The organism is Ralstonia sp. 25mfcol4.1, assembly GCF_900104095.1.
In the GTDB taxonomy this organism is placed as follows: Bacteria; Pseudomonadota; Gammaproteobacteria; order Burkholderiales; family Burkholderiaceae; genus Cupriavidus.
Window position 1 is genome coordinate 348901 of record NZ_FNJO01000003.1, and the last position, 22260, is coordinate 371160.

Below are 22260 nucleotides of genomic sequence, written 5' to 3' on the forward strand. Positions count from 1 at the left end.
CCGCCGTGCATTCCGACTCGTTCCTCGATCTCTGCCGCGCCGCCATCGGTCCGCAAAACGTGCTGACCGATGCGGCCGACAAGGCGCCATACCTGACGGACTGGCGCCGCCGCTATACCGGCGACGCGCTGGCCGTGCTGCGTCCCGGCACCACCGAGGAAGTGGCCGCCGTGATGCATGCCTGCCACGCGCACAAGCTGGCCGTGGTGCCGCAGGGCGGCAACACCGGGCTGTGCGGCGGCGCCACGCCCGGGGCCGGCGAATCGGCCGCAAGGGGCGCGGTGGTGCTGTCGCTGCAGCGCATGAACCGCGTGCGCCAGGTGGACCCGCTCAACAACACGATCACCGTGGAAGCCGGCGTGATCCTGCAGCAGCTGCAGGACGTGGCGCGCGAGCATGGGCGCCTGTTTCCGCTGTCGCTGGCGGCCGAGGGCAGCTGCACCATCGGCGGCAACCTGTCCACCAATGCGGGCGGCACGGCCGTGCTGCGCTATGGCAATACGCGCGAACTGTGCCTGGGGCTGGAGGTGGTCAACGTACGCGGCGAGGTCTGGGACGGCTTGCGCGGGCTGCGCAAGGACAATACCGGCTACGACCTGCGCGATCTGTTCATCGGCGCCGAAGGCACGCTCGGCATCATCACCGCCGCCGTGATGAAGCTGTTCCCGGCGCCGCGCGCCCGCGTGACGGCGCTGGCCGCGGTCAAGAGCCCGCGCGCCGCGCTGGCCCTGCTGGCCATCGCCCAGTCGCACGCCAGCGCCATGCTCACCGGCTTCGAGCTGATGTCGGCCATGTGCATCGACCTGGTGACCAAGCACTTTCCGCAGCTGCGCTATCCGTTCAGCGAGCACCATCCGCAACTGGTGTTGCTGGAACTGTCCGACAGCGAGAGCGAGGACCACGCGCGGCACATCTTCGAGACCATGATGGAAGCGGCCTTCGACGCCGGCGTGGTGACCGACGCGGTGGTGGCGGAATCGGTGCAGCAGTCGCGCGATTTCTGGAACCTGCGCGAGCATATTCCGCTGGCCCAGGTGGAAGAAGGCAAGAACGTCAAGCACGACATCGCCGTGCCCATCTCGCGCGTGGCCGATTTCATTGAAACCACCGACGCGCTGCTGCAGGACGCCTTCCCCGGGTCGCGCATGGTCACGTTCGGCCACCTGGGCGACGGCAACCTGCACTACAACGTGTCGCCGCCGGTCGGCGTGGACAACGATCAGTTCCTGAAGCACCAGGACGCCATCAACCTGATCGTCCACAACAGCGTCCACGCCCATAACGGATCGATCTCGGCCGAACACGGCCTGGGCCAGCTCAAGCTGGAGGAAAACCGCCGCTACAAGAGCGACGTCGAACTGGCCATGATGCGCGCGATCAAGCAGGCGCTGGACCCGCAGAGACTGATGAATCCCGGCAAGGTAGTGTGACGGTATATCGCCCCCCTTCCCCCGTGCATGGGAGAGGGGGAGCCATCAACGCCTTCAATGCAGCACCGGCGGCGCCGCGTCGCCGCCATCCGGCTCGCCAAACAGCTGGCCGCACACCGCCTGACCTTCGTCGGTCAGCCGCGCCGTGCCGCGCCCGTCTTCCTCGATGACCGTGTCGACCAGATCGGCGGCCCCCAACTGGGTCAGCACGCGCCGCAGTACGCTCATCTGCACGCTGGCACGCTTGCTCAGCCGGGCCAGGGACAGATCCTTGTCGGCCCCGCTCTGGCCGTGGTCCCACAGCGTCTTGAGGATCGCCCCTACCACGGGGTCCAGGTCATCGTCCTCGCCTTCCGGCATGTCGTCTGCCGCGTCGTTCGTCATGTCGTCTCCCTTTCTTGTAATGTCGCCACGAGCTTGCCCAGCGTGATCACGGCGGCTTCCACCTCTTCCGACCAGGCGCCGCTGTAGTTCAGGCGGATGCAGTTCGTGTAGCTGGGCACCGGCGAGAAGATGTGCCCCGGCGCCACCGTGATGCGCCGCTCCAGCGCGGCGTGGTACAGCGCCATGGCGTCCACCTCTTCGGGCAGTTCCACCCACAGCACATAGCCGCCGGCCGGGCGCGACACCCGCGTGCCCGCCGGGAAAAACCGCCGCACGGAGGCCGCCATGATGTTGGCCTGCTGGGCGTAGGCCTTGCGCACGCGGCGCAGGTGATAGTCGTAGCCATCGCGGCGCAGGAACTCGGCGATGGCCAGCTGCGGAATCGTCGAGGTGGTCAGCGTGTTCAGGAACTTGAGCCGCTCCACTTTCTCCTTGTACCGCCCGGGCAGCGCCCAGCCAATGCGGTAGGCATTGGTCAGCGTCTTCGAGAACGACGAGCAGTGCAGCACGATGCCGGCCGTGTCATAGGATTTCAGCGAAGTTGGATGGGCATCGCCGTAGTACAGCTCGCCATAGACGTCGTTCTCGATGACCGGGATGTCGCGCTCGGTCAGCAGGGTCACCAGCGCCTGCTTGCGCGCGTCGGACATCTGGAAGCCCAGCGGATTCTGGAAATTCGGCATGACCATGCAGGCGGCTACGGGCCGCTCGTCGATCAGCCGGGCCAGCGCCTGCACGTCGATGCCTTCCACGGGATCGGTGGCCACCTCCACGGCGCGCATGCCCAGCCGTTCGATGGCGTGCAGCATCGCGTAGTAGGTGGGCGACTCCACGGCGATCGTGTCGCCCGGCCTTGCCACGGCCTGCAGGCACAGGTTGATGGCCTCGGTCGCGCCAATCGTCACGACAACCTCGTTCGGATCGGCCGTGTAGCCGTTTTCCAGATAGCGGCGCGTGATCTGCCGGATCAGCTCCGGCGACCCCGGCGGCAGGTCATCGAGCACGCTCCAGGTGTCATAGCGTTTGCCGATGGCGTTGGCGTACTGGATGATGCGCTGCCACGGATACAGCTTCGGGTCAGGGTATGGCGAGCCCAGCGGCACGGCGTCATCGGCGCGGATCGAGCGCAGCGTGGACAGCACCAGCGCGCTGACATCCACGGCCGACGGCCGCGCGGCCGGGCGCGTGGGCTGCAGGTCGATGGCCGGCTCGCCGGGCCGGGCCCGCACAAAGTAGCCGGATTGGGGCCGGCTTTCCAGGATGCCACGCGATTCCAGCAGCAGATAGGCGCGGATGACCGTGGTGATGCTCAGCCGGTGGTGCTGGGCCGCCTGGCGCACTGACGGGATCTTTTCGCCGGGCAGCAGCACGCCCTGCTGCACCAGCGCCTCGATATCGGCCGCGAGCTTTTCGTACAGGGTTGCGGTTGCCAACGGGTCTTCGCCTTTTCTGGATGGTCCGGGGGCGCCGGACGACCCAGGCGTCAGCCTGCGGCCACCAGCGAATCGGATGCTAATACGGATTCAGGCGAAGTGTATTCGACGAAGCCATCCTGGCGGCAAAAGCTCAGCAGCCGCACGCCGGCCTGTTCCGCGATGCGGATGGCCAGCGAGGTCGGCGCCGAGATCGTCGCCAGCATCGGAATCTGCATGCGTGCGGCCTTGCGCACCAGTTCGTAGCTGGCCCGGCTGGACAGGAATACGAACCCGTCGCCGAAGGCTTCGCGCGCCCGGGCCAGATGGCCGATCAGCTTGTCCAGCGCGTTGTGGCGCCCCACGTCCTCGAACACCGCACGCAACTGGCCATCGGCCCCGCACCACGCCGCGGCGTGAACGCCGCCGGTGGCCGCCATCAGCTGCTGGCGGGCGCGCAGCGCATCGGCCGCGTGCCGGATCATGGCCGCCGTCGGCGCGATGGTGCGCGCCGTTGCCAGCGGCTCGGGCACCAGGTCGAGCAGGGCCAGGCTCTCGATGCCGCAGACGCCGCAGCCGGTACGGCCGGCCAGCGTGCGGCGGCGTTCCTTCATGGCCATGAAGGCTCGCTGGCTGATCTGCAGGCGTACCTCGATGCCATCGCAGCCGGGCTGCACCTCGACGTCGTAGATCTCGCGCACGCTGTCGACAATGCCCTCGGTCAGCGAAAAGCCGACCGCGAACGCCTCCAGGTCCAGCGGCGTGGCCATCATCACCGCATGCGAGATGTCGTTGTAGACCAGCGCGACCGGTATTTCCTCGGCCACGTTGTCGATCTCCAGCGCGACGGCGTCGCCCTGGTGGCGGCGAACCTCGCGCGTGATGTAGCCGCGTTCGGCCATGTACTACCCCCTGCGGTGGACTTCAGCCTTACCCGGCGCGCTGCAGCAGCACCGGGATCGACTTCGACGTGGGCGTGCCCGACCGGTCGCCGATGCTTTCCAGCGGCACCAGCGGATTCGTCTCCGGATAGTACGCGCCCAGGCAACCGGCCGGAATGTCGTAGTCGACGAGCAGGAAGTCTTGCACATGGCGCGTCACGTCGTCTTCCCAGACACTGGTGATATTTACACGTTCGCCCTCTGCAAACCCGAGCCGCTCGCGATCAGCGCGGTTGATGAACACCACGCGGCGCAGGCCGAACACGCCGCGATAGCGGTCGTCCAGGCCATAGATCGTGGTGTTGTACTGGTCGTGCGAGCGCGTGGTCATCATCACCAGCAGGTCGTCGCCGTACTTGGCGCGGGCGCGCTTGATCGGCGTGTCGCGGTCGATCGCGTGCACCAGGAACTGCGCCTTGCCCGACGCCGTGCGCCACACGCGGTTACGCGAGGCCGGCGTCAGGTGGAAGCCGCCCGGCTGCGCCACGCGCTCGTTGTAGCGCTCGAAGCCCGGAATCACCTTTTCGATGGCGTCGCGGATGCGCGCGTAATCCTGCGCGAACCACAGCCAGTCCACCTTGTTCGATCCCAGCGTGGCGTCCGCCATCCTCGCCACGATCATGGTTTCCGACAGCAGGTGCGGCGACGCCGGCTTGTTCATCCCATACGAGATATGCACCATGCAGACCGAATCTTCCACGGTCACGCCCTGCGGCACGCCGCCCTGCTCGTCCACCTCGGTGCGGCCCAGCGTCGGCAGCAGCAGCGCATCGCGCCCGATCACCAGGTGGCTGCGGTTCAGCTTGGTGGCGATATTGACGGTCAGGTCGCACTGGCGCAGCGCCTGCCAGGTACGGGGCGTGTCCGGGGTGGCGATCGAGAAATTGCCGCCCAGGCCCACGAACACCTTGACCTTGCCTTCGAGCATCGCGTTGATGGCGGCCACCACATCCTGGCCATGGTGGCGCGGCGGCTCGAAGCCGAACGTGGCGCCCAGGCGGTCCAGGAAGGCGTCGTCGGGCTGTTCCTCGATGCCCATCGTGCGGTCGCCCTGCACGTTCGAATGGCCGCGCACCGGCATCAGGCCCGCACCGGGCCGGCCGATATTGCCGCGCAGCATCATCACGTTGGACAGCAGCTGGATCGTGCGCACGCTCTCCTTGTGCTGCGTCAGGCCCATGCCCCAGCACATGATGGTGCGCTCGCTGTTGACGTAGACGTCGGCCAGCGCGTCGATATCCTCGCGCGTCACGCCCGATTCGGCCACGATGTCGGCCCAGCTCTCGGCGCGCAGGTCGGCGGCGAATGCCTCGAAGCCGGCCGTGTGGTCGTTGACGAAGGCGATATCGACCACGCGCTTGCCGCCGGTGGCCACGGCCGCGTCGTCAAGCTCGATCACGCGCTTGCCAATGCCCTTGAGCAGCGCGAAGTCGCCAGCCAGCTTGGGCCGCACGAACATCGACGCAATCTGGGTGCCGCTGCCACCGAGCATTTCCGTCACATGCTGCGGACTGACAAAACGCTCCAGGCCGCGCTCCTTGAGCGGGTTGATCGACACGATCTTCGCGCCGCGCCTTGACGCATCGCGCAGTTCGTTGAGCATGCGCGGATGGTTGGTGGCCGGGTTCTGGCCCCACACCATGATCGTGTCGGCCAGCTGGAAGTCGTCGAGCAGCACCGTGGCCTTGCCCACGCCCACCGTCACCGGCAGGCCCCGGCTGGTGGCCTCGTGACACATGTTCGAGCAGTCCGGGAAGTTGTTGGTGCCGTACATGCGCACGAACAGCTGGAACAGGAACGCGGCTTCGTTGCTGGCGCGGCCCGAGGTGTAGAACGTGGCGGCGTCGGGGCTGTCCAGGCGGCGCAGGTGATCGGCGATCAGGCGGAACGCGTCGTCCCACGCCACCGGCACGTACTTGTCGGTGGCGGCGTCGTACCGCACCGGATAGGTCAGGCGGCCGTGCTGTTCCAGTTCGTAGTCCGACTGCTGCATCAGCTCCGTGACCGTGTATTTCGCGAAAAACTCGTTGGTCACGCGCTTGCTGGTGGCCTCGGCAGCCACGGCCTTGACGCCGTTCTCGCAAAACTCGAACGTGGACGCGTGCTGGCGGTCGGGCCAGGCGCAGCCCGGACAGTCGAAACCGTCCGGCTGGTTCTGCTTGAACAGCGTCCTGTATTTGCCGCCGGCAACCTTTTCCTTGACCAGGTTGATGGCGACCTGCTTGAGCGCACCCCAGCCGGCGGCCGGGTGCGTGTAGGGGGCGATATGCCCCTTTTCGGGCGTGGGAGTACTCATGGGGGCGACTTCCAGAACAAAAGCCCGAGTGCCCGGCCCGGTTTTCCGTGTGATGTCCGGACGCTCGCTGCGATGGTTGCAGACTAGGCCCGGAATGTGACGCGAGGGACGTACAGAACAGGTACCGCCGGAAGAGTACAGTTTGCGCCATCGCAGTGCACAAACGCTTAACTGTGCTTACTGATTCTGCATGAGTGTGGTGCATCCACACCGCATCCTCATGATTTAGTCGGCGGACAATATGCCTTACACGGCATATTTCAGGGAATAGGCTTGTGATAAGAAGCGGCAGCGCCCCCCTTTCCGCTACTCCGGCTGCTGCGGCGTGGCATCGATGATGTCCTCCAGCTGCGCGCTCATCGGGATGCCCAGGCGCTCGCCGGTGGGTAGCCGGTTCAGGAACCACTGCTTGTAAAGGCGGCCCAGCTCGCCCGAGGTGATCAGGTCGCGCACGGCCTTGTCGACCACGGCCGCGAACTGCGGATCGCCCCGGCGCAGCATGATGCCGTAGGGGTCGTAGGACAGGAATTCACTGGTCACGATGAACTGCTTGCCGGCGTTGTAGTGGGCCAGGAAGCCGTACAGCAGCACGTCGTCGCCGGCGTAGGCATCGGCGCCGCCGTGGCGCATCACCTCGAAGGCATCGGCGTGGTCGCGGGCGCGGATCAGCTTGATGCCCAGGTTGAAGCGCGTGGACAGGTCCTCGATGGCGCTGGCATTGGTGGTGCCGGCCGTGGCCACCACGGTCTTGCCCTTGAGGTCGCGGAAGGTCTTCACCGGCGAATTGCGCGGCACCATCAGCTTGGTGCCCGCCACGAAGATCACCGGCGAAAACGCCACCGTGCGCATGCGTTCGGCATTGCGCGTGGTCGATCCGCATTCCAGGTCGGCCTTGCCCGACGTGATGGCGTCGAAGCGATTTTCGGACGTCACCGGCACCCATTGCACGGTCAGGTTGCGGCTGATCTCCGCGGCGGCGGCTTCGACGATGGCCTGGCAGATATCGATCGAATAGCCGATCGGCCGCTTTGCCTGATTCAGATACGAGAACGGCAGCGACGACTCCCGGTAGCCGATGGTCAGCACGCCGGTGTCCCTGGCCTTCTTCAGCGTGCCGGACAGCGCCACGGCGTCCTGCGCGTGGGCAGCCATCGCGCCCCAGCCCAGCAGCATCAGCGCGGCCAGGCCCCTTGCCACCAGCTTCCGGACGGATGCGCGCATGGCGTCAGGCCTCCGCGGTGCCGGGCGTGCGGGGCTCCTCTCCCGGTATGTCCTTCTCGGTCTCGGGCACCGGCCCGCTGGCCAGTTGCCCTTCCCACTTGGCCACCACGGCGGCCGCAATCGAATTGCCCACAGCGTTGGTGGCCGAGCGGCCCATGTCCAGGAACTGGTCCACGCCCATGATCAGCAGCAGCCCGGCCTCGGGGATGCCGAACTGGTTCAGCGTCGCCGCGATCACCACCAGCGACGCGCGCGGCACGCCCGCCATGCCCTTCGAGGTCAGCATCAGCAACAGCAGCATCGTGATCTGCGTGCCCATCGGCAGATGGATGTCATAGGCCTGCGCGATGAACAGCACCGCGAACGTGCAGTACATCATCGAGCCGTCCAGGTTGAACGAGTAGCCCAGCGGCAGCACAAAACTGGAGATTTTGCGATTCACGCCGAAGCGGTCGAGCGAGTCGAGCAGCTTCGGATAGGCGGCCTCGGAACTGGCCGTCGAGAACGACAGCAGGAACGGCTCGCGGATCAGCCGCACCAGTTCGAACACGCGCTTGCCCAGGAACAGGAAGCCGGCCAGCGTCAGCAGCCCCCAGAGCACGAACAGCGCCAGGTAGAAACTGCCCATGAACTTGGCGAACGTGATCAGGATGCCCAGCCCCTGCGTGGTCACCGTCGATGCAATCGCCGCGAACACCGCGACGGGGGCCAGCCACATCACCGCGCCGGTGATCTTCAGCATGATCTGCGCCAGATCCTCGATCACGGCGGCCATGCGTGCGCCGCGCTCGCCCAGCGTGGCAATCGCCGTGCCGAAGAAGATCGAAAACACCACGATCTGCAGGATTTCGTTGTTGGCCATGGCCTCGGCCACCGATTTGGGCACCAGGTGGGCCACGAAATCCTTGAGCGTGAACGCGTTGGTCTTCAGGTTGGTGGCGGCACCCACGTCGGGCAGCGGCAGGCCGATATTCACGCCCGGATGCAGCAGCGTGGCCATGACCAGGCCCAGCGTCAGCGATACCAGCGACGCGGTGATGAACCACCCCAGCGCCTTCACCCCGACGCGCCCCACCGTACTGGCATCACCCATGTGCGCGATACCGATCACCAGCGTCGAGAACACCAGTGGCGCGATGATCATCTTGATCAGCCGCAGGAAGACGTCGGTGATGATCGAGATATACCCGGCGATATCCTTGGCCACCTTCGGATCGGGGAACGCCGTGTTGCATGCATAGCCGACCACTGCGCCCAGGATCATCGCAATCAGGATCCAGGTCGTGATATTTGACTTCTTGCTCATGACGTCTCCTTTGGGGGTGGCCGTATGGAAGTCCTGCGCCGAGGTCTGCACCTGTAACGATAGGTCGCGGGTGTGCCATGGGCAAATCCGGAAACGGCCATGCCGGCCTCCGCTGATGCATAGCATTTCCTTTGATTGCACCAACAAGGGGCGATGTTTATAATTCGCCACACTCGCCACCGGCCCGACGCGGCCGGAGCGTCATACCCAAAAGCGCGCGCTGCGCCGCCCGACCGAGCCATCGGGCCGCGTTGACCGTGCCACCGGGCCTCACCGGCCCACCGACCGCCCGGCATTCCCACCGCCCCGCGGCGGCAGATATTGCGATACCTACCCAACCCACGCCGAGTCTCGGCGCGCCGCCGCATGGCCGGGCGCGATGCACGGTGTTAGCAGTCGTTCGTCATCTATGGCGCATTTCTTCCTCCGCCGCCCCGCGTTTGCGTGGGTGCTGGCCATCCTGACCATGGTTGCGGGCCTGGTCGCGCTAAACCGCATCCCGGTGGCGCAATACCCGGCCGTGGCCCCGCCGATGGTGATCCTGTACGCCGACTACCCCGGCGCCACCGCGCGCACCGTGGAAGACCGCGTGACGGCCGTGCTGGAGCAGCAGATGCACGGCATTCCCGGGCTGCTCTACATCGACTCGAACAGCGAGGCCGGCACGGCCACGGTCACCATCGGGTTCAAACAGGGCACCGATCCGCAACTGGCGCAGGTCAACGTGCGCAACCGCGTGGCGCAGGCCGAGCCGCTGCTGCCCGAGGTGGTGCGACGCAGCGGCGTCTACGTCGACCAGGCCAGCGCCAGCCCGTTCATGTACGTGTCGCTGATCTCGAAGACCGGCACGATGTCGGAAACCGCGCTGGCCGACTATGCGGCGGGCACGGTGCTGCCCATGCTGCGTCGCCTGCCCGGCATCGGCAAGGTGGAACCGTACAGTGCCGAATACGCGCTGCGTGTCTGGTTCAACCCCGACCAGCTGCACGCCTACGGCCTGACCACCGCCGATGTCGAAACGGCCATCCGCGGCCGCAACGGCAGCGTCACGCCCGGCCAGCTTGGCGGCGCGCCCGCCGCGCCCGGCCAACCGTTCCAGGCCATCGTGAGGCCGCCCGCGCCGCTGGCCAGTGCGGAATCGTTCGAACGCATCGTGCTGCGGCCGGCCAGGGACGGCTCGGCGGTACTGCTGCGCGATGTGGCGCGCGTGGAAATGGCCGCCGCGGACTTCCGCTACACCTCGTCGCTCAATGGCCGCGAGGCCGCGTCGATGGGCCTGAAACTGGCCGATGGCGCCAACGTGCTGGCCACCTCGCGCACCGTGCGCGCGGCGCTGGACGAGGCTGCGCGGGGTTTTCCGGCCGGCGTGGCGTACGACATCTCCTACGACACCGCCCACTTCGTGCAGAACTCGATCACGCGCGTGCTGGTGACGCTGGGCGAGGCCACGGTGCTGGTGTTCCTGATCCTGTGGCTGTTCCTTGGCAACCTGCGCGCCACGCTGATCCCGTGCGTCGTGGTGCCGGTGTCGCTGCTGGGCACGGTGGCCTGCCTGCAGGCGTTCGGGCTGTCGCTGAACGTGATCACGCTGTTTGGCGTGGTGCTGGCCATCGGCATCCTGGTCGACGACGCCATCGTGGTCGTGGAAAACGTCGAGCGCATCATGCGCGAGGACGGCGTGGATGCGTTCACAGCCGCGTCGCGCTCGATGCGCGAGGTCTCGGGCGCGCTGCTGGCCGTCACGCTGGTGCTGTGCGCGGTGTTCGTGCCGATGACATTCATGGACAGCGCGGTGGGCGTGATCTACCGCCATTTCGCCATGACGCTGGCGATCTCGATCGCGTTCTCGCTGTTCTTTGCGCTGACGCTGGCGCCGGCCATGTGCGCCACGCTGCTGCGTCACGGCGCCGCGCCCGCGCGGGGTCCGCTGGCCTGGTTCGAAGCCCGCTTTGCCGCCTTCACCACGCGCTATGCCGGCTGGATCCACCGGCTGCAGCAACGGCGCCTGCGCTGGCTGGCGGTCTACCTGGCCATGACGGCGGCCTGCGCGCTGATGCTCTGGCAGTTGCCGGGCGGCTTCCTGCCCGAAGAAGACACCGGCGAACTGGTGATCGACGTGGAACTGCCGCCGGGCAGCACCCAGGCCCAGACGCGCGAGACCATCGCCCGGCTGGAACAGTGGATGACGCAGGAGAAATTCCCGATCAAGACCACGTTCTCGCTGCTGGGCTGGAACAACGGCGGCTCCGGCGAGCAGCGCGCGAGCGTGTTCCTGTCGCTGGACGACTGGCAGCGGCGCGGCCGCGCCAATGCAGCCGACGTCGTGCTGGCGCGCCTGAGCAAGGGCCTGGAAGCGTGGCCCGGCCGGGGTGAAGCGCAGCTCTACCCGTACAACGGCACCGCCCTGCCCGAACTGGGCAGCACCAGCGGCCTCGACATGCGGCTGGTGACGCGCCGCGAAGGCGGCCGGCAGGACCTTTACGCCGCCCGCGACAAACTGATCGCGCGCGCCAAGGCCGATCCGCTGTTTGGCGAGGTGCGCGCCACCGCCGGCCAGCCCACGCCGGCGCTGGACCTGGCCATCGACTATCGCAAGGCCGAGAGCTTCGGCGTGGACGCCGAGGCGATCCATCACGCGCTGTCGGCCACGATCGGCTCGCGCTATATCGACGAACTGGCCCGCGAAGGCCGCGTGCGCCGGGTGATCCTGCAGGCCGATGCGCCCTTCCGCATGCAGGCCGCCCACCTGGCGCGCGTGCACGTGCGCAACGCCAGCGGCCAGATGGTGTCGCTGGGCGCATTCGCCACGCTGGAATGGGGCAACAGCGAATCGACGCTGGAACGCTACAACGGCCTGACATCGGTGCGGATCAACGCCGATACGGCGCCCGGCGTCAGCACCGGCGCGGCGATGGCCAGACTCGAAGCCATGGTCCGGGAACTGGGCCCCGACTACGAGGTACGCTGGAATGGCCGCGCGTTCGAGCAGCAGCAAAGCGGCACGCAGGCGCCGTGGCTGTTTGCGCTGTCGCTGCTGTTCATCTTCCTGTGCCTGGTGGCGCTCTATGAAAGCTGGACGCTGCCGCTGGCCGTACTGGCCATCGTGCCCACCGGCCTGATGGGCGCGGCCGCCGCCGTCTGGCTGCGCGGGCTGCCCAACGACGTCTACTTCAAGGTGGGCGTGGTCGTCATCATGGGACTGGCGGCCAAGAACGCGATCCTGATAGTCGAGTACGCCGAGCAGCTGCGGCGCGGCGGCATGGAGCGCGTGCAGGCCGCAACCCAGGCGGCCCGTCAGCGGCTGCGGCCCGTGGTCATGACATCGCTGGCGTTCATCCTCGGCGTGGTGCCGTTGGCCATCAGCACCGGCCCCGGCGCCGGCGCGCAGCGCGCGGTGGGCACCGGCGTGCTGGGCGGCATGCTGGGCGCCACCCTGCTGGGCACGCTGGTGATTCCGCTGCTGTATGCGTGGATTGCGCGATGGTCGGCGGCGAGGAAGGCGACAACCGCCCCGACGGCCGACACCACCGGCGCCTGACGCCGTGCGGGCTGGGCGGCGATTCCGCGGCCCCGCTCAGCCGCCCTCGGCGAAGATGCCCATGCGATGCTGGATATAGGCCAGCACCTCCAGCGCCGCCGCCGGCAGCGGGCGCCCTGCCTTGACCAGCAGCCGGGCCTGCGTGCCCCGGAACAGCGGATGGTCGATCGGCACGGTGGCCAGGCTGCCGGCGGCCACCTCGCGGTAGGCGGCGAACTGGCCGATCAGCGTCACGAAATCGTCGCAGGCCACGAACTGCTTGAGCGCCGACAGCGAATTGGTGACCAGCGTGGGCCGGATGCGGATGTTCTCGGCGAATTCCAGCATCCTGGCCGCGTGCCCGATGCCGTAGGACTCGGGCATCAGCGCCAGCGGATAGTCCATCACGTCCTGGATGGTGACCGGTCCGCCCCGCAGCGCCAGCGGGTGATCGTGACGCGTCAGCAGCACGATCGGCTGCGCCGAGCTGGCGCGGTATTCGATGCGCGGGTGCAGCGGCGGGTTGTAGGCCAGGCCGATATGGGCCCGGCTTTCGGCCACCTCGTTGAGCACGTCGTCCACGGGCAGGATTTCCATGCGGATATCGACCATGGGGTACTGCGCGCAGAACGGCGCCACCACCTCGTTGACCAGCGCATCGACGTAACCCTCGCTCAGCACGATCTGCACCATGCCCTGCTGCAGCCCCATCAGCGCGTGTAGCTGGTCTTCAAGCTTTTCCTGGTGCGAGCGGTAGCCGCGCCAGAACTCCAGCAGGTGCGCGGCCGCCTCGGTGGGCCGCACGCCGCGCGCCTGCCGCTCGAACAGCGTCGTGCCCAGTTCCTCTTCCAGCAGCCGGATCTGGCGCGTGATGACCGACGGCGACGTATTGAGGCTCTCGGCCGCGCCCCGGATCGTGCCATGGGCCAGCACTTCCCGGAAATATCGCAGCCGCTGCTGGTTGATTTCGCGCATCGCCTTGCCTTTTTGTTATCCAAAAGCCACTTTTAGTGCGCCATATGTCGCTGCGTTGCCTTCAGAAGAACGAAGTGTGAACTTTGTTGCTGTTGGTGTCAGTCTACGCGGCTGCCACTATCGAAGCCAATCCCACAACCATCACAACGCTCTGGAGACTGGCAAATGTTAGTGATGTCGAACCCCGCCGCCGTAGACGGCACCGCAGCGCTGTACCAGAAGATCAACCTGCGGCTGCTGCCGTTCCTGCTGGTCTGCTACCTGTTTGCGTACCTGGACCGCGTCAATGTCGGCTTTGCCAAGCTCCAGATGCAGGGCGACCTGGGCTTTTCCGATGCCGCCTACGGCGTGGGCGCCGGCATCTTCTTCATCGGCTACGTGCTGTTCGAGATCCCGAGCAACCTGATGCTGCCGCGCATCGGCGCGCGCAAGACGTTCAGTCGCATCCTGGTGCTCTGGGGCATCACGTCGGCCTGCATGCTGTTCGTGCGGGACGTACCCACGTTCTACGCCATGCGCTTCCTGCTGGGCGTGTTCGAAGCCGGCTTTGCGCCGGGCATGATCTATTACCTGTCGTGCTGGTACGGCCCGCAGCGCATGGCACGCGCCATCGCCATCGTGTTCCTGGCCGGTCCGATCGGCGGCATCGTCGGCGGCCCGCTGTCGGCGGGGCTGATGACCGCGCTGGCTGGCCATGCCGGGCTGGCCGGCTGGCAATGGATGTTCCTGGTCGAGGGCCTGCCCTGCCTGGTGCTGGGCGTGCTGGCCTGGAAGCTGGTGCCCGACCGGCCCGCCGACGCCAACTGGCTCACCGCCGACGAAAAACGCCTGCTGGAACAGGAACTGGCCGTGCCCGCCGCGCACAGGCACTCGTTTGGCGCCGTGGCGCGCGACCCCAAGGTCTATGTGCTGGCGTTTGCGTACTTCTGCGTGATCGCCGCCATCTATGCGCTGAGCTTCTGGCTGCCGACGCTGATCAAGGCACAGGGCGTCAACGACACCGTGCAGCTGGGCTGGTACACGGCCCTGCCCTATGTGGGCGGTGCCATCGGCATGCTCTACATGGGGCGCCGCTCGGACCGCAAGCGCGAGCGCCGCTACCACGCCGCCGTGCCGGCGCTGGCCGGTGCCGCGCTGCTGGCCGGGTCGACCCTGGCCGACGGCAACCTCGCGGCCACCATCGCCCTGCTGACGCTGGGCACCACCACGCTGTGGATGACCTACACGGTGTTCTGGGCCATGCCGTCCGAATACATCAAGGGGCCCGCGGCTGCCGGCGGCATCGCGCTGATCAACACCATCGGGCTGTCGGGCGGCTTCTGGGGCCCCGCCATCATCGGCTGGGCCAAGTCGGCCAGCGGCAGCCTGCATCCCGGTGTGCTGATCATCGCCGCCATGCCGCTCGCTGCCGCGCTGATCATCCTGGCCAACCGGCTGCCCGCCCGGCACTGAGCCGCATCCCATCCGAAGCCCTCCCCGCAACACCCCACGTACAACTAGGAGTCAATCATGCTGCTGTACCTGTCCACCTGGTCTGAAATCGAGCAGTACCTGAAGCGCAGCCGGACCATCGTCATCCCGATCGGCTCCAACGAGCAGCACGGGCCCACGGGCCTGCTGGGTACCGACTGGATGTGCCCGGAGATCATCTGCCGCGCGGCCGAGCAGCAGGCCGACATCCTGGTGGCACCCACCTTCAACATCGGCATGGCCCAGCACCACCTGGGCTTTGCGGGCACCATCTCGCTGCGCCCGACGACGTTCATTGCGGCCATCGTCGACTGGACGCGCTCGCTGGCCCGCCATGGCTTCGAGAAGATCCTGTTCCTGAACGGCCACGGCGGCAATATCGCCTCGATCGAGGCGGCGTTTTCCGAGATCTACGCCGAGTCGAGCTTCGCGGGGCGCCGTGCCGGCTTTGCGATGAAACTCACCAACTGGTGGGACCTCGAAGGCGTGAACGAACTGGCCAGGGAGATGTTCCCGACTGGCCACGGCGCGCACGCCACGCCGTCGGAGATCGCCGTCACGCAGTACGCGTACGCGCATGCGATCAAGCACGCCGACTACGCGCCGCGCATCGCGCCGTCCGGGCCGATCCGCGAGGCGCTGGACTTCCGTGCCCGCTTTCCCGACGGCCGCATGGGTTCGGACCCGAACCAGGCCACGCCGGAAAAGGGCCGCGCCCTGGTGGAGCTGGCCGCCAGCAGCCTGGTCAAGGAACTGGCGGCCTTCGGGGGCGAGACCGCGGTGTAACCGCCGAGATAGTGTTGCTTCCCTCTCCCGTGCGGCGGCAGAGGGAAGACAACAGCCGGATCATCGATACTGCCGGCGTCCACCCGGTGCCATCGCCTGGAACACCCCGTCGCGCAGCACCAGCGCATGCAGCAGCGCGGCGGCCAGATGCAGCAGCACCACCGCGAACAGCGTCAGCCCCAGCCACGTGTGCAAGGTCCGCAGCAATGCAAACAGCGTCACGTTGGCCGGCAGGATCGGCGGCAGGTGGAAGCCGCCGGCCATCGTCACCGGATAGCCGCCCGCCGACAGCATGCCCCAGCCGACCAGCGGCATGGCCAGCATCAGCGCGTAGAGCACGTAGTGCGATGCCTTGGCGATGACGCGCTGCGCGGCGGGAATGCTGTCCGGCAGCGGCGGCGCGCCACGCCGCAGGCGCACCGCCAGGCGGACGATCACCAGCAGCAGCAAGGCGATGCCCAGCGGCCGGTGCAGCGCCACGAGCGTGTCGTGCGCGCGCGAAACGGTAAAGACCATCCCGACCCCGACAAACAGCATCGACAGGATCAGCACGGCCATCAGCCAGTGCAGCAGCTTCTGCAAGCCGCTGAATTGCGTATGCGTAGCCTTCATGCCTGGTTCCTTTTATCGGGATGCCTGCTGTCCGTGCGCGTCGAGGGCTTCTTCGCGCGTGCGGCGCTGGTAAGACACCGCATAGGCCGCCGAGCGCGCGGCCAGCAGCGGGTCGTTCGACGCGGCAATGCCCGATGGCAGCACGGTGGGATCGAAATTGACGTCGCGGCAAACGCCGCCATCGGCCTGCGTACTGGCGCGCTCGATCACAAGCGTGCCGGCGTCCAGCTGCTGGCGGTCATCGGGCCAGGCCTGCGTGGCATCGTCGGTGGGGTCGCCGGGCGCGCCCAGCGTCAGCATCAGGCGCCAGCGCAGCGGGCCAGCAGCCAGCTTCCGGGTGAGGTCGGCGGCCAGGAACGACGCCTCGCCCTTCTCGGCGTCGGTCAGCGGGGCATAAGGCAGCTCGGGCTGCACCGACCAGCGCACGGCCTGCCGCTTGCCCGACCCGTCGACCAGATAGAACGCGTTGACGCTGTAATAGGCGCCATTGGCGAAGCTCGACGACGGCGGATGGCTCTTGACCCAGCCCTGGAACGCGCCAAGTGTGGGGTTGGCTTCTGCGAAGGCCTTGATGCGGGCGGGATCGGGCTTGTGCGTGGCCGGATCGGGCTGGCTGGCCTGCAGCAGCCCGTAGAACTGCTCTGGCGTATGCACCGGGAACAGCGGCACCGAGTTCATGCCGGTGCGCCACTGCTGGCCGTCCGCCTGCCTGAACATCAGCGCGAAGCTGCGGATCGGCACGCTGCCGTCGGGCGCCTGCGGATTGCCGCCCGGAATGGCCAGGCGCCCGATCACGGGCGTACGGCCCTGGGCAAACACGCCGGCCTTCGACAGCTGCGCGGCCGCTCCCGTGCTCTCGAAATAGCCTTCGACGCAGACGCCCTTGGCGTGATTGCGCCGGAACCCTTCGTGCAGCCCGTCGTTGCGCTGGAACTGGTTGACGATGGCCTGGGTGGATAGCCGGTGCGGCGCGATCCACCCGCCCGTGTAGGCAAAGCCGCCGGCCAGGACGAGCACCACGGCGCCGATGGCGCCCAGGCGGCAGGGCACGCAGATGCGCGTGCCCGATTGTGATGTGGGGGTGTTGTCGGTCAATGCGTACTCCCGGTGCGTGAGGACTCATCCGGTATACGCGCAACGCCGGGGGAGTATTCCACCCGCCCGAAAAAAAATCGCCCGGCTGCGTCCGGCTGCCGGGCGAATCCGAAACCGCTTACGGTTTCTCGCGGGTAATCGACAGTGCGCTGAACGACTGTGTCACCGGCATCACTTCGAGGTAGTTGATATTGACCCGCGCCGGCAGCGTGGCGGCCCAGAACACGGTCTCGGCAATATCGTCGGGCGTCAGCGCGTCGGCGCCTTCGTAGACCTTGTCCACGCGCGACTGGTCGCCGCTGAAGCGCACATTGGAGAATTCCGTGCCGCCTACCAGCCCCGGGGCCACATCGGTCACGCGCACGCGGGTGCCGGTCAGGTCGGCACGCAGGTTCAGCGAGAACTGGTGCACGAAGGCCTTGGTGGCGCCGTACACGTTGCCGCCCGGGTAGGAATAGGCGCCGGCCACCGAACCGATATTGATCACATGGCCACGGTTGCGCTCGACCATGCCCGGCAGCACCGCGCGGGTCATGGTCACCAGGCCCGTGACGTTGGTGTCGATCATTGTTTCCCACTGGTCCAGGTCGGCGCGGTGCGCGGGCTCCAGGCCCAGGGCCAGGCCGGCGTTGTTCACCAGCAGGTCGATCTGGGCGTAGTCGGCGGGCAGGTCGGCCACGGCGGCAAACACGGCATCGCGGTCCCGCACGTCCAGTACCAGCGGCAGCACGTTGTCGCGGCCCAGTTCGTCGACAAGGGCCCGCAGCCGGTCTTCACGGCGGCCGGCGGCGATGACGCGGTGGCCGGCGTTGACGAAGCGGCGGGCGATGGCGGCGCCGAATCCGGCAGTGGCTCCGGTGACGAATACGATCATGTTGGCTCTCCAGCTTGAATCGGGTTGGGCCCCGGATACTACACCGTTGCCCGCGAACCCGGGGGTCAGCGGATGCAGATCGATATTACGCGGCGCGCGGCAGGATCACCCGGCAGCGCGGGAAATTCAGGCAGCCCCAGAACGGGCCGGCCTTGCCGTGGCGCGCCACCAGCTTGACGCCACAGGCCGCGCAGCTGGGCGTGTGGAAATCGCCGGCGAACGCCGACTCCATCAGCATGGCCTGCGTCTCGGCCGGCAGCGCCCGGATGCGGGCGACGATGGCCTCGCCATCGAGCAGCTGGATGCCCGCGCGTTCGGCCGACGCCTGCACGGGCCGGCCCACGTAGCCGGACAGCGACCAGAACACGCCCCGCCGCACCTGGCGCTCCAGCATCGCGCCGCCCAGCGCCCGCACCTGTTCCACCTTGACCGGCCGGTTCCACGCCTTGCATTGCACGACCGCCAGCGGCGCGCGCTGGCCGCGTTTGTACAGCGTGGCATCGACGCCCCCGTCCGGGCCATTCGGCACGGTCTTCACCTTGAAACCCATGGCTTCGTAGTACGCCACGCATAGCAGCTCGAAGCGTTTCCATTCGAGTTGGCGGAGCGCGTCGAGCGACCATTCGCGGACGGATGGGGGGATCGGCCGTGGCCCCGCCGGTAGCGGTGCCCCGGCTGCAGCGTTGGCCGCGGCGCGGGCCGGCGGCACCGTCCTGACCGTATCGGCATAGGGACGCAGCCCGGCCGGCGGCGCCACGGGGCGGCGACGCGGCGCCATCCGCCGGTGTGCTTCCTGCTGGCGGCGCTCTCCGGCGTGGCGGTGCGCCTTCCAGGCCAGGATCGCGGTCATCGCCGCCACCACGGACGCCGCCAGGCGGAGCAAGCCGGACAGGCCCGACGCGGCGTGGGGCAACGCGCGCGCCTGAACCAGAAACCCGATGACGCCCGGCATGACCGCGTAGAGCGTAAAGAAGCAGGCGGCGCCCAGCAGCGCCGTCATCCACCACGGCGCCTCGATCAGCGTGCCGACGACTGAATGCCGCCCCCATTGCCGCTGCGACTGCGCGCGCGCCTGCGCGTTCATCCCACGAACCATTGACCCGCCTCTTTTTTGTTCTTGATGGTGTCCGAGGCGCCCGACCGGTCCCGTCCAGTCATGCGTGTGCGCCCGGAAAATGCCAAATGTATCGAAGATGTCTTGCGGCCGGGTTGTATCGCATCCACACCCGTCTTTCGGGGGGTACAGCGCACAAATCCCGCGTTTTTCATTCCTTTTTCGACTTGATTTCGTGGATGCAAGTCATTTTGGGAATTGATGGCCGAGGCGTAGGCTTTCTGTACGGTTCAAACGGAGCCGATCACAACCACACCATGATGACCTCGAAGACTCTCCTGACGCCTGCCCTGCTTCTCGCCCCTGTACTGGCCTGGAGCGCCCCCGCGCCCACCCCCGTCAGCCATGACGCCGCTTTGTTCGGCAGTCCGGCGACCGCGCAGACCGTCGGCCGTACCCTCACCATCGGCCCGGACACCCGCTTTGTCACCGTGGCATCGGGCGAATCGGTGGCCATCCGGGCTGGCGGCCAGACCGTCAACTGGACCTTTCTTGAGGCACTGAACGGCGCCACGATGCCGCTGCGCGTGCTGATGCCTGGCACGCAACAGGCCAGCGGCGTCTACATCCACGTGGCTCCGAGCGAGGTGTACAGCGCGGGCTGAGCGGCCTGCGGGCCGACCTTACGCGCGCGAAGCGCGACGGCCCGGCGCCATGACCGGACCGGCCAGATGGGCGAACACGATGCCCAGCGCCGCCCACAGCACCGCCTGGATGCCGAACGCCGCCACGCGGTACTGCCACAGCAGCGTGGCCGGGAAATGCGCGGGCACCTCGTTGATCCCCGGCAGCAGCGCATGCGCCAGCGCGGCCAGCACCACGAAGATCGCGCCGGCCGCAAGGCCCACCGTCCAGCCGTCGCGCTGCGCGCCCAGCCGGCGCGCCGCCACCACCGATACCACCATGGCCGCCAGCGACACACCGATCATCGTGAAGAACAGCGCCGTGCGCAGCCCGATGGTGGACGGATCGCCGATGGCCGGCGGATTCGGCGGGTACTTGAAGAACGGCACCAGCACGATCGCGATATAGCCCAGCAGCGCCAGCAGGCCCGAGGTGGCCCGGACGCCCAGGGCGCCCAGACGGCCATGGACAAACGCGAAGACCAGCGCGAACAGGCCGCCCAGCGCGGCGCCGAACACGCCCAGCCCGACAAACAGGCCGACGCCCGACTGCGTGTCGCGACTGACCAGTTCCGGCATCTCGTGCGCATGGCTGCCGCCCATCGCGTGGGTCGCCTGTTCCTCGAAGGCGATGGCCGCCTCCACCTGCGGCTCACCCACCACGCGCGCGAACGCAAAGGCCAGCAGGCTGGCCAGAAGGCCCGCGATCATGCCGCGGACCAGCAGACTTCTCACCATGAGGGGGCCTTGTCAGTGGCAGGGAAAGCCAAGCAGATGGCGGCCGTCGTGCACGAACTCATGCACGTACATGGTGTTGAAGATGGCGGCGGCGCCCTCTTCCACACCTACGAAATAGATGGCCAGGAGCAGCAGCATGCCGCCGAAGATGGCCCAGGGCAGCAGTTCCCGGACAGGGATCGTGACCGGCGCGATGGTCGGCGCGATGGCCGGCGCAAGGTTGGCGCTTGCGTGCATGAGGATTCTCCTTGAGGATGACGCGTCCCGAGACGGATGGTTGTGCCCGAGGAGAAGGTCTGACTTGCCGGTGCCTCCCGCGATCACACGCGGGCAGCCCGGGATACAGTGGCGCGACCGTGCCGGCATCTCACCGGCTTCCTCTCTTCGGAATCCGTGCATTCTAGTCGAGGGGCTGCCGATCCGCCTAATCGCCGCCGCCCTTGCGCATCAGCCCTCAGCCATCCGCATCAGCCAGACCTTTGCCCGCCGACATGACCCGCCGCCTCACCCTGCTCTGCGTACCCGCCACGGCCGCCCTGCGCGCCGGGCGCTTTCCGGCCGATGACGCCCTCGATGAAGGCGCCGCCGTCCCGACCGCCCGCTGGACAGACAAGCTCGGGCAGCCAGACCGCGTGCTGTGCAGCCCGACGACCTGTGCCCGCGACACCGTGCGGGCCCTGGGCCTGACCGTGACGGAGGAACAATCGTTGCGGGAAGTGGACTACGGCCGCTGGCGCGGCCAGTCGCTCAAGGATATCGGCACGACCGAGCCGGAGGCGCTGGCGGCGTGGCTATCCGATCCGGACATGCACGCGCACGGCGGCGAATCGCTGGCGCGGGTCTACGAACGTGCCGGGCTGTGGCTGTCGCGGCGCGCGCCCGGCCATACCCTGGCCGTCACCCACGCCAGCGTGATCCGTGCCGTCGTCGCGCATGCACTGGGCGCGCCGGCGCGAGCCGCCATGCAGATCGATATCGCGCCGATGACGCTCACCACGCTGTCAGGCCATGGCGTGGCGTGGCGCGTGACGTCGGTCGCCGTGCCGGTCGTGGCACAGCCCGACGCCCCACCTTACTGAGCCGGCGGGCAGCTCCCCGCCCCGCCCTGGTCGGTATTGCGGAAGGTCACCACCAGCCGGCTGTCCTTGGCCATCATCAGCGTGTTGCCGTAGGTCACGGTCGGCATGAACGCGATATCGGGCGCCACGGCCACCGGCGGCTGCCGCTCGGCATCGACGGTCAGCACCAGTTCGACGGTATAGCTGTCCATCGCGGCACCCTGCGGCGATTGCGCGAACTTCTGGCGGAACGCGCACATGTCGCGCGTAATGTTGTCGAGCGCTGCCTGCACGGATACCGACTTGCCCGGTGGAATAGGCGCGGTATTGCACCCCGCCAGCAGCACGGGAGCCAGACACGCCAGAAGGGTGAAGCGCAAGGGCCGGATCATCGATATCTCCCGCACG

General features: G+C 67.6%; 20 protein-coding genes and 1 riboswitch. Of the genes, 6 read left to right on the forward strand and 14 right to left on the reverse strand.

All coding sequences use genetic code 11. The features are described from left to right. Window positions 1-5 precede the first annotated feature (5 nt). Entirely contained in the window at window positions 6-1430 is a 1425-nt protein-coding gene (locus BLQ58_RS07695; protein WP_092596464.1) for an FAD-binding oxidoreductase, read from the forward strand. A 54-nt stretch (window positions 1431-1484) separates the two neighbouring features. Here BLQ58_RS07695 and BLQ58_RS07700 read toward each other — a convergent pair whose 3' ends face one another. From BLQ58_RS07700 to BLQ58_RS07725, 6 genes are all read right to left on the reverse strand, one after another. Then, entirely contained in the window at window positions 1485-1814 is a 330-nt protein-coding gene (locus tag BLQ58_RS07700; RefSeq protein ID WP_254775836.1) for an ArsR family transcriptional regulator, read from the reverse strand. Then, window positions 1811-3247 (reverse strand): aminotransferase-like domain-containing protein, encoded by a 1437-nt coding sequence (locus BLQ58_RS07705; RefSeq protein ID WP_092595932.1) that lies wholly within the window; start codon window positions 3245-3247, stop codon window positions 1811-1813. Before BLQ58_RS07705 ends, BLQ58_RS07700 begins: the two co-directional genes overlap by 4 nt. 50 nt (window positions 3248-3297) lie before the next feature. Further along, a complete protein-coding gene (gene fdhD, locus BLQ58_RS07710) occupies window positions 3298-4128 on the reverse strand; it encodes a formate dehydrogenase accessory sulfurtransferase FdhD (protein ID WP_092595935.1) in 831 nt (276 codons plus the stop codon). Window positions 4129-4156: 28 nt separating this feature from the next. Continuing rightward, complete coding sequence (locus tag BLQ58_RS07715; RefSeq protein ID WP_092595938.1) at window positions 4157-6463, reverse strand: FdhF/YdeP family oxidoreductase; 2307 nt, start codon at window positions 6461-6463, stop codon at window positions 4157-4159. Between the two features lie 306 nt (window positions 6464-6769). Continuing rightward, window positions 6770-7684, reverse strand: coding sequence for an amino acid ABC transporter substrate-binding protein (locus tag BLQ58_RS07720; RefSeq protein ID WP_175459857.1), 915 nt, complete (start codon window positions 7682-7684; stop codon window positions 6770-6772). A 4-nt stretch (window positions 7685-7688) separates the two neighbouring features. Further along, window positions 7689-8990: a dicarboxylate/amino acid:cation symporter gene (locus BLQ58_RS07725; RefSeq protein WP_092595941.1), complete on the reverse strand. Its 1302-nt coding sequence runs from the start codon at window positions 8988-8990 to the stop codon at window positions 7689-7691. Window positions 8991-9399: 409 nt separating this feature from the next. Between BLQ58_RS07725 and BLQ58_RS07730 the strand changes: the two genes are divergently transcribed. Further along, window positions 9400-12528: an efflux RND transporter permease subunit gene (locus BLQ58_RS07730; protein ID WP_092595944.1), complete on the forward strand. Its 3129-nt coding sequence runs from the start codon at window positions 9400-9402 to the stop codon at window positions 12526-12528. A gap of 36 nt (window positions 12529-12564) precedes the next feature. Here the strand turns inward: BLQ58_RS07730 and BLQ58_RS07735 are convergent, their stop codons facing one another. Then, window positions 12565-13482 (reverse strand): LysR family transcriptional regulator, encoded by a 918-nt coding sequence (locus BLQ58_RS07735; protein WP_092595947.1) that lies wholly within the window; start codon window positions 13480-13482, stop codon window positions 12565-12567. Window positions 13483-13647: 165 nt separating this feature from the next. On the opposite strand from BLQ58_RS07735, the gene BLQ58_RS07740 reads away from it, so the two are divergent. Both BLQ58_RS07740 and BLQ58_RS07745 read left to right on the forward strand, forming a co-directional pair. Then, window positions 13648-14934, forward strand: a complete 1287-nt coding sequence (locus tag BLQ58_RS07740; RefSeq protein ID WP_092595950.1) for an MFS transporter — start codon at window positions 13648-13650, stop codon at window positions 14932-14934. A 57-nt stretch (window positions 14935-14991) separates the two neighbouring features. Continuing rightward, window positions 14992-15738 carry a creatininase family protein gene (locus BLQ58_RS07745; protein ID WP_092595953.1) on the forward strand — a complete coding sequence of 249 codons (747 nt, stop codon included), beginning with the start codon at window positions 14992-14994 and terminating at the stop codon, window positions 15736-15738. A 60-nt stretch (window positions 15739-15798) separates the two neighbouring features. Here the strand turns inward: BLQ58_RS07745 and BLQ58_RS07750 are convergent, their stop codons facing one another. The 4 genes from BLQ58_RS07750 to BLQ58_RS07765 form a co-directional block, all read right to left on the reverse strand. Then, window positions 15799-16350, reverse strand: coding sequence for a cytochrome b (locus BLQ58_RS07750; RefSeq protein ID WP_092595956.1), 552 nt, complete (start codon window positions 16348-16350; stop codon window positions 15799-15801). A 12-nt stretch (window positions 16351-16362) separates the two neighbouring features. Beyond that, window positions 16363-17406: a catalase family peroxidase gene (locus BLQ58_RS07755; protein WP_302847631.1), complete on the reverse strand. Its 1044-nt coding sequence runs from the start codon at window positions 17404-17406 to the stop codon at window positions 16363-16365. Window positions 17407-17563: 157 nt separating this feature from the next. Next, entirely contained in the window at window positions 17564-18319 is a 756-nt protein-coding gene (gene ydfG / locus BLQ58_RS07760; protein ID WP_092595959.1) for a bifunctional NADP-dependent 3-hydroxy acid dehydrogenase/3-hydroxypropionate dehydrogenase YdfG, read from the reverse strand. Window positions 18320-18404: 85 nt separating this feature from the next. After that, a complete protein-coding gene (locus tag BLQ58_RS07765) occupies window positions 18405-19403 on the reverse strand; it encodes a restriction endonuclease (protein ID WP_254775838.1) in 999 nt (332 codons plus the stop codon). A 287-nt stretch (window positions 19404-19690) separates the two neighbouring features. Here BLQ58_RS07765 and BLQ58_RS07770 point away from each other — a divergent pair, with 287 nt between their 5' ends. Next, entirely contained in the window at window positions 19691-20038 is a 348-nt protein-coding gene (locus tag BLQ58_RS07770) for a CzcE family metal-binding protein (RefSeq protein WP_139186074.1), read from the forward strand. Between the two features lie 18 nt (window positions 20039-20056). On the opposite strand, the gene BLQ58_RS07775 is transcribed toward BLQ58_RS07770, so the two are convergent. Both BLQ58_RS07775 and BLQ58_RS07780 read right to left on the reverse strand, forming a co-directional pair. Further along, entirely contained in the window at window positions 20057-20794 is a 738-nt protein-coding gene (locus tag BLQ58_RS07775; protein WP_092595962.1) for a CbtA family protein, read from the reverse strand. A 12-nt stretch (window positions 20795-20806) separates the two neighbouring features. Further along, on the reverse strand, window positions 20807-21031 hold the full coding sequence (locus BLQ58_RS07780) for a CbtB domain-containing protein (protein ID WP_092595979.1): 225 nt from the start codon (window positions 21029-21031) through the stop codon (window positions 20807-20809). A gap of 34 nt (window positions 21032-21065) precedes the next feature. Then, window positions 21066-21214, reverse strand: a riboswitch (cobalamin riboswitch). A 71-nt stretch (window positions 21215-21285) separates the two neighbouring features. Here BLQ58_RS07780 and BLQ58_RS07785 point away from each other — a divergent pair. Further along, a complete protein-coding gene (locus BLQ58_RS07785) occupies window positions 21286-21873 on the forward strand; it encodes a histidine phosphatase family protein (RefSeq protein ID WP_139186075.1) in 588 nt (195 codons plus the stop codon). On the opposite strand, the gene BLQ58_RS07790 is transcribed toward BLQ58_RS07785, so the two are convergent. After that, the gene (locus BLQ58_RS07790) at window positions 21867-22244 is read right to left on the reverse strand and encodes a hypothetical protein (RefSeq protein ID WP_175459858.1); all 378 of its coding nucleotides are present in this window, start codon (window positions 22242-22244) and stop codon (window positions 21867-21869) included. The two genes, BLQ58_RS07785 and BLQ58_RS07790, sit on opposite strands and share 7 nt — an antisense overlap. Window positions 22245-22260: the final 16 nt, after the last annotated feature.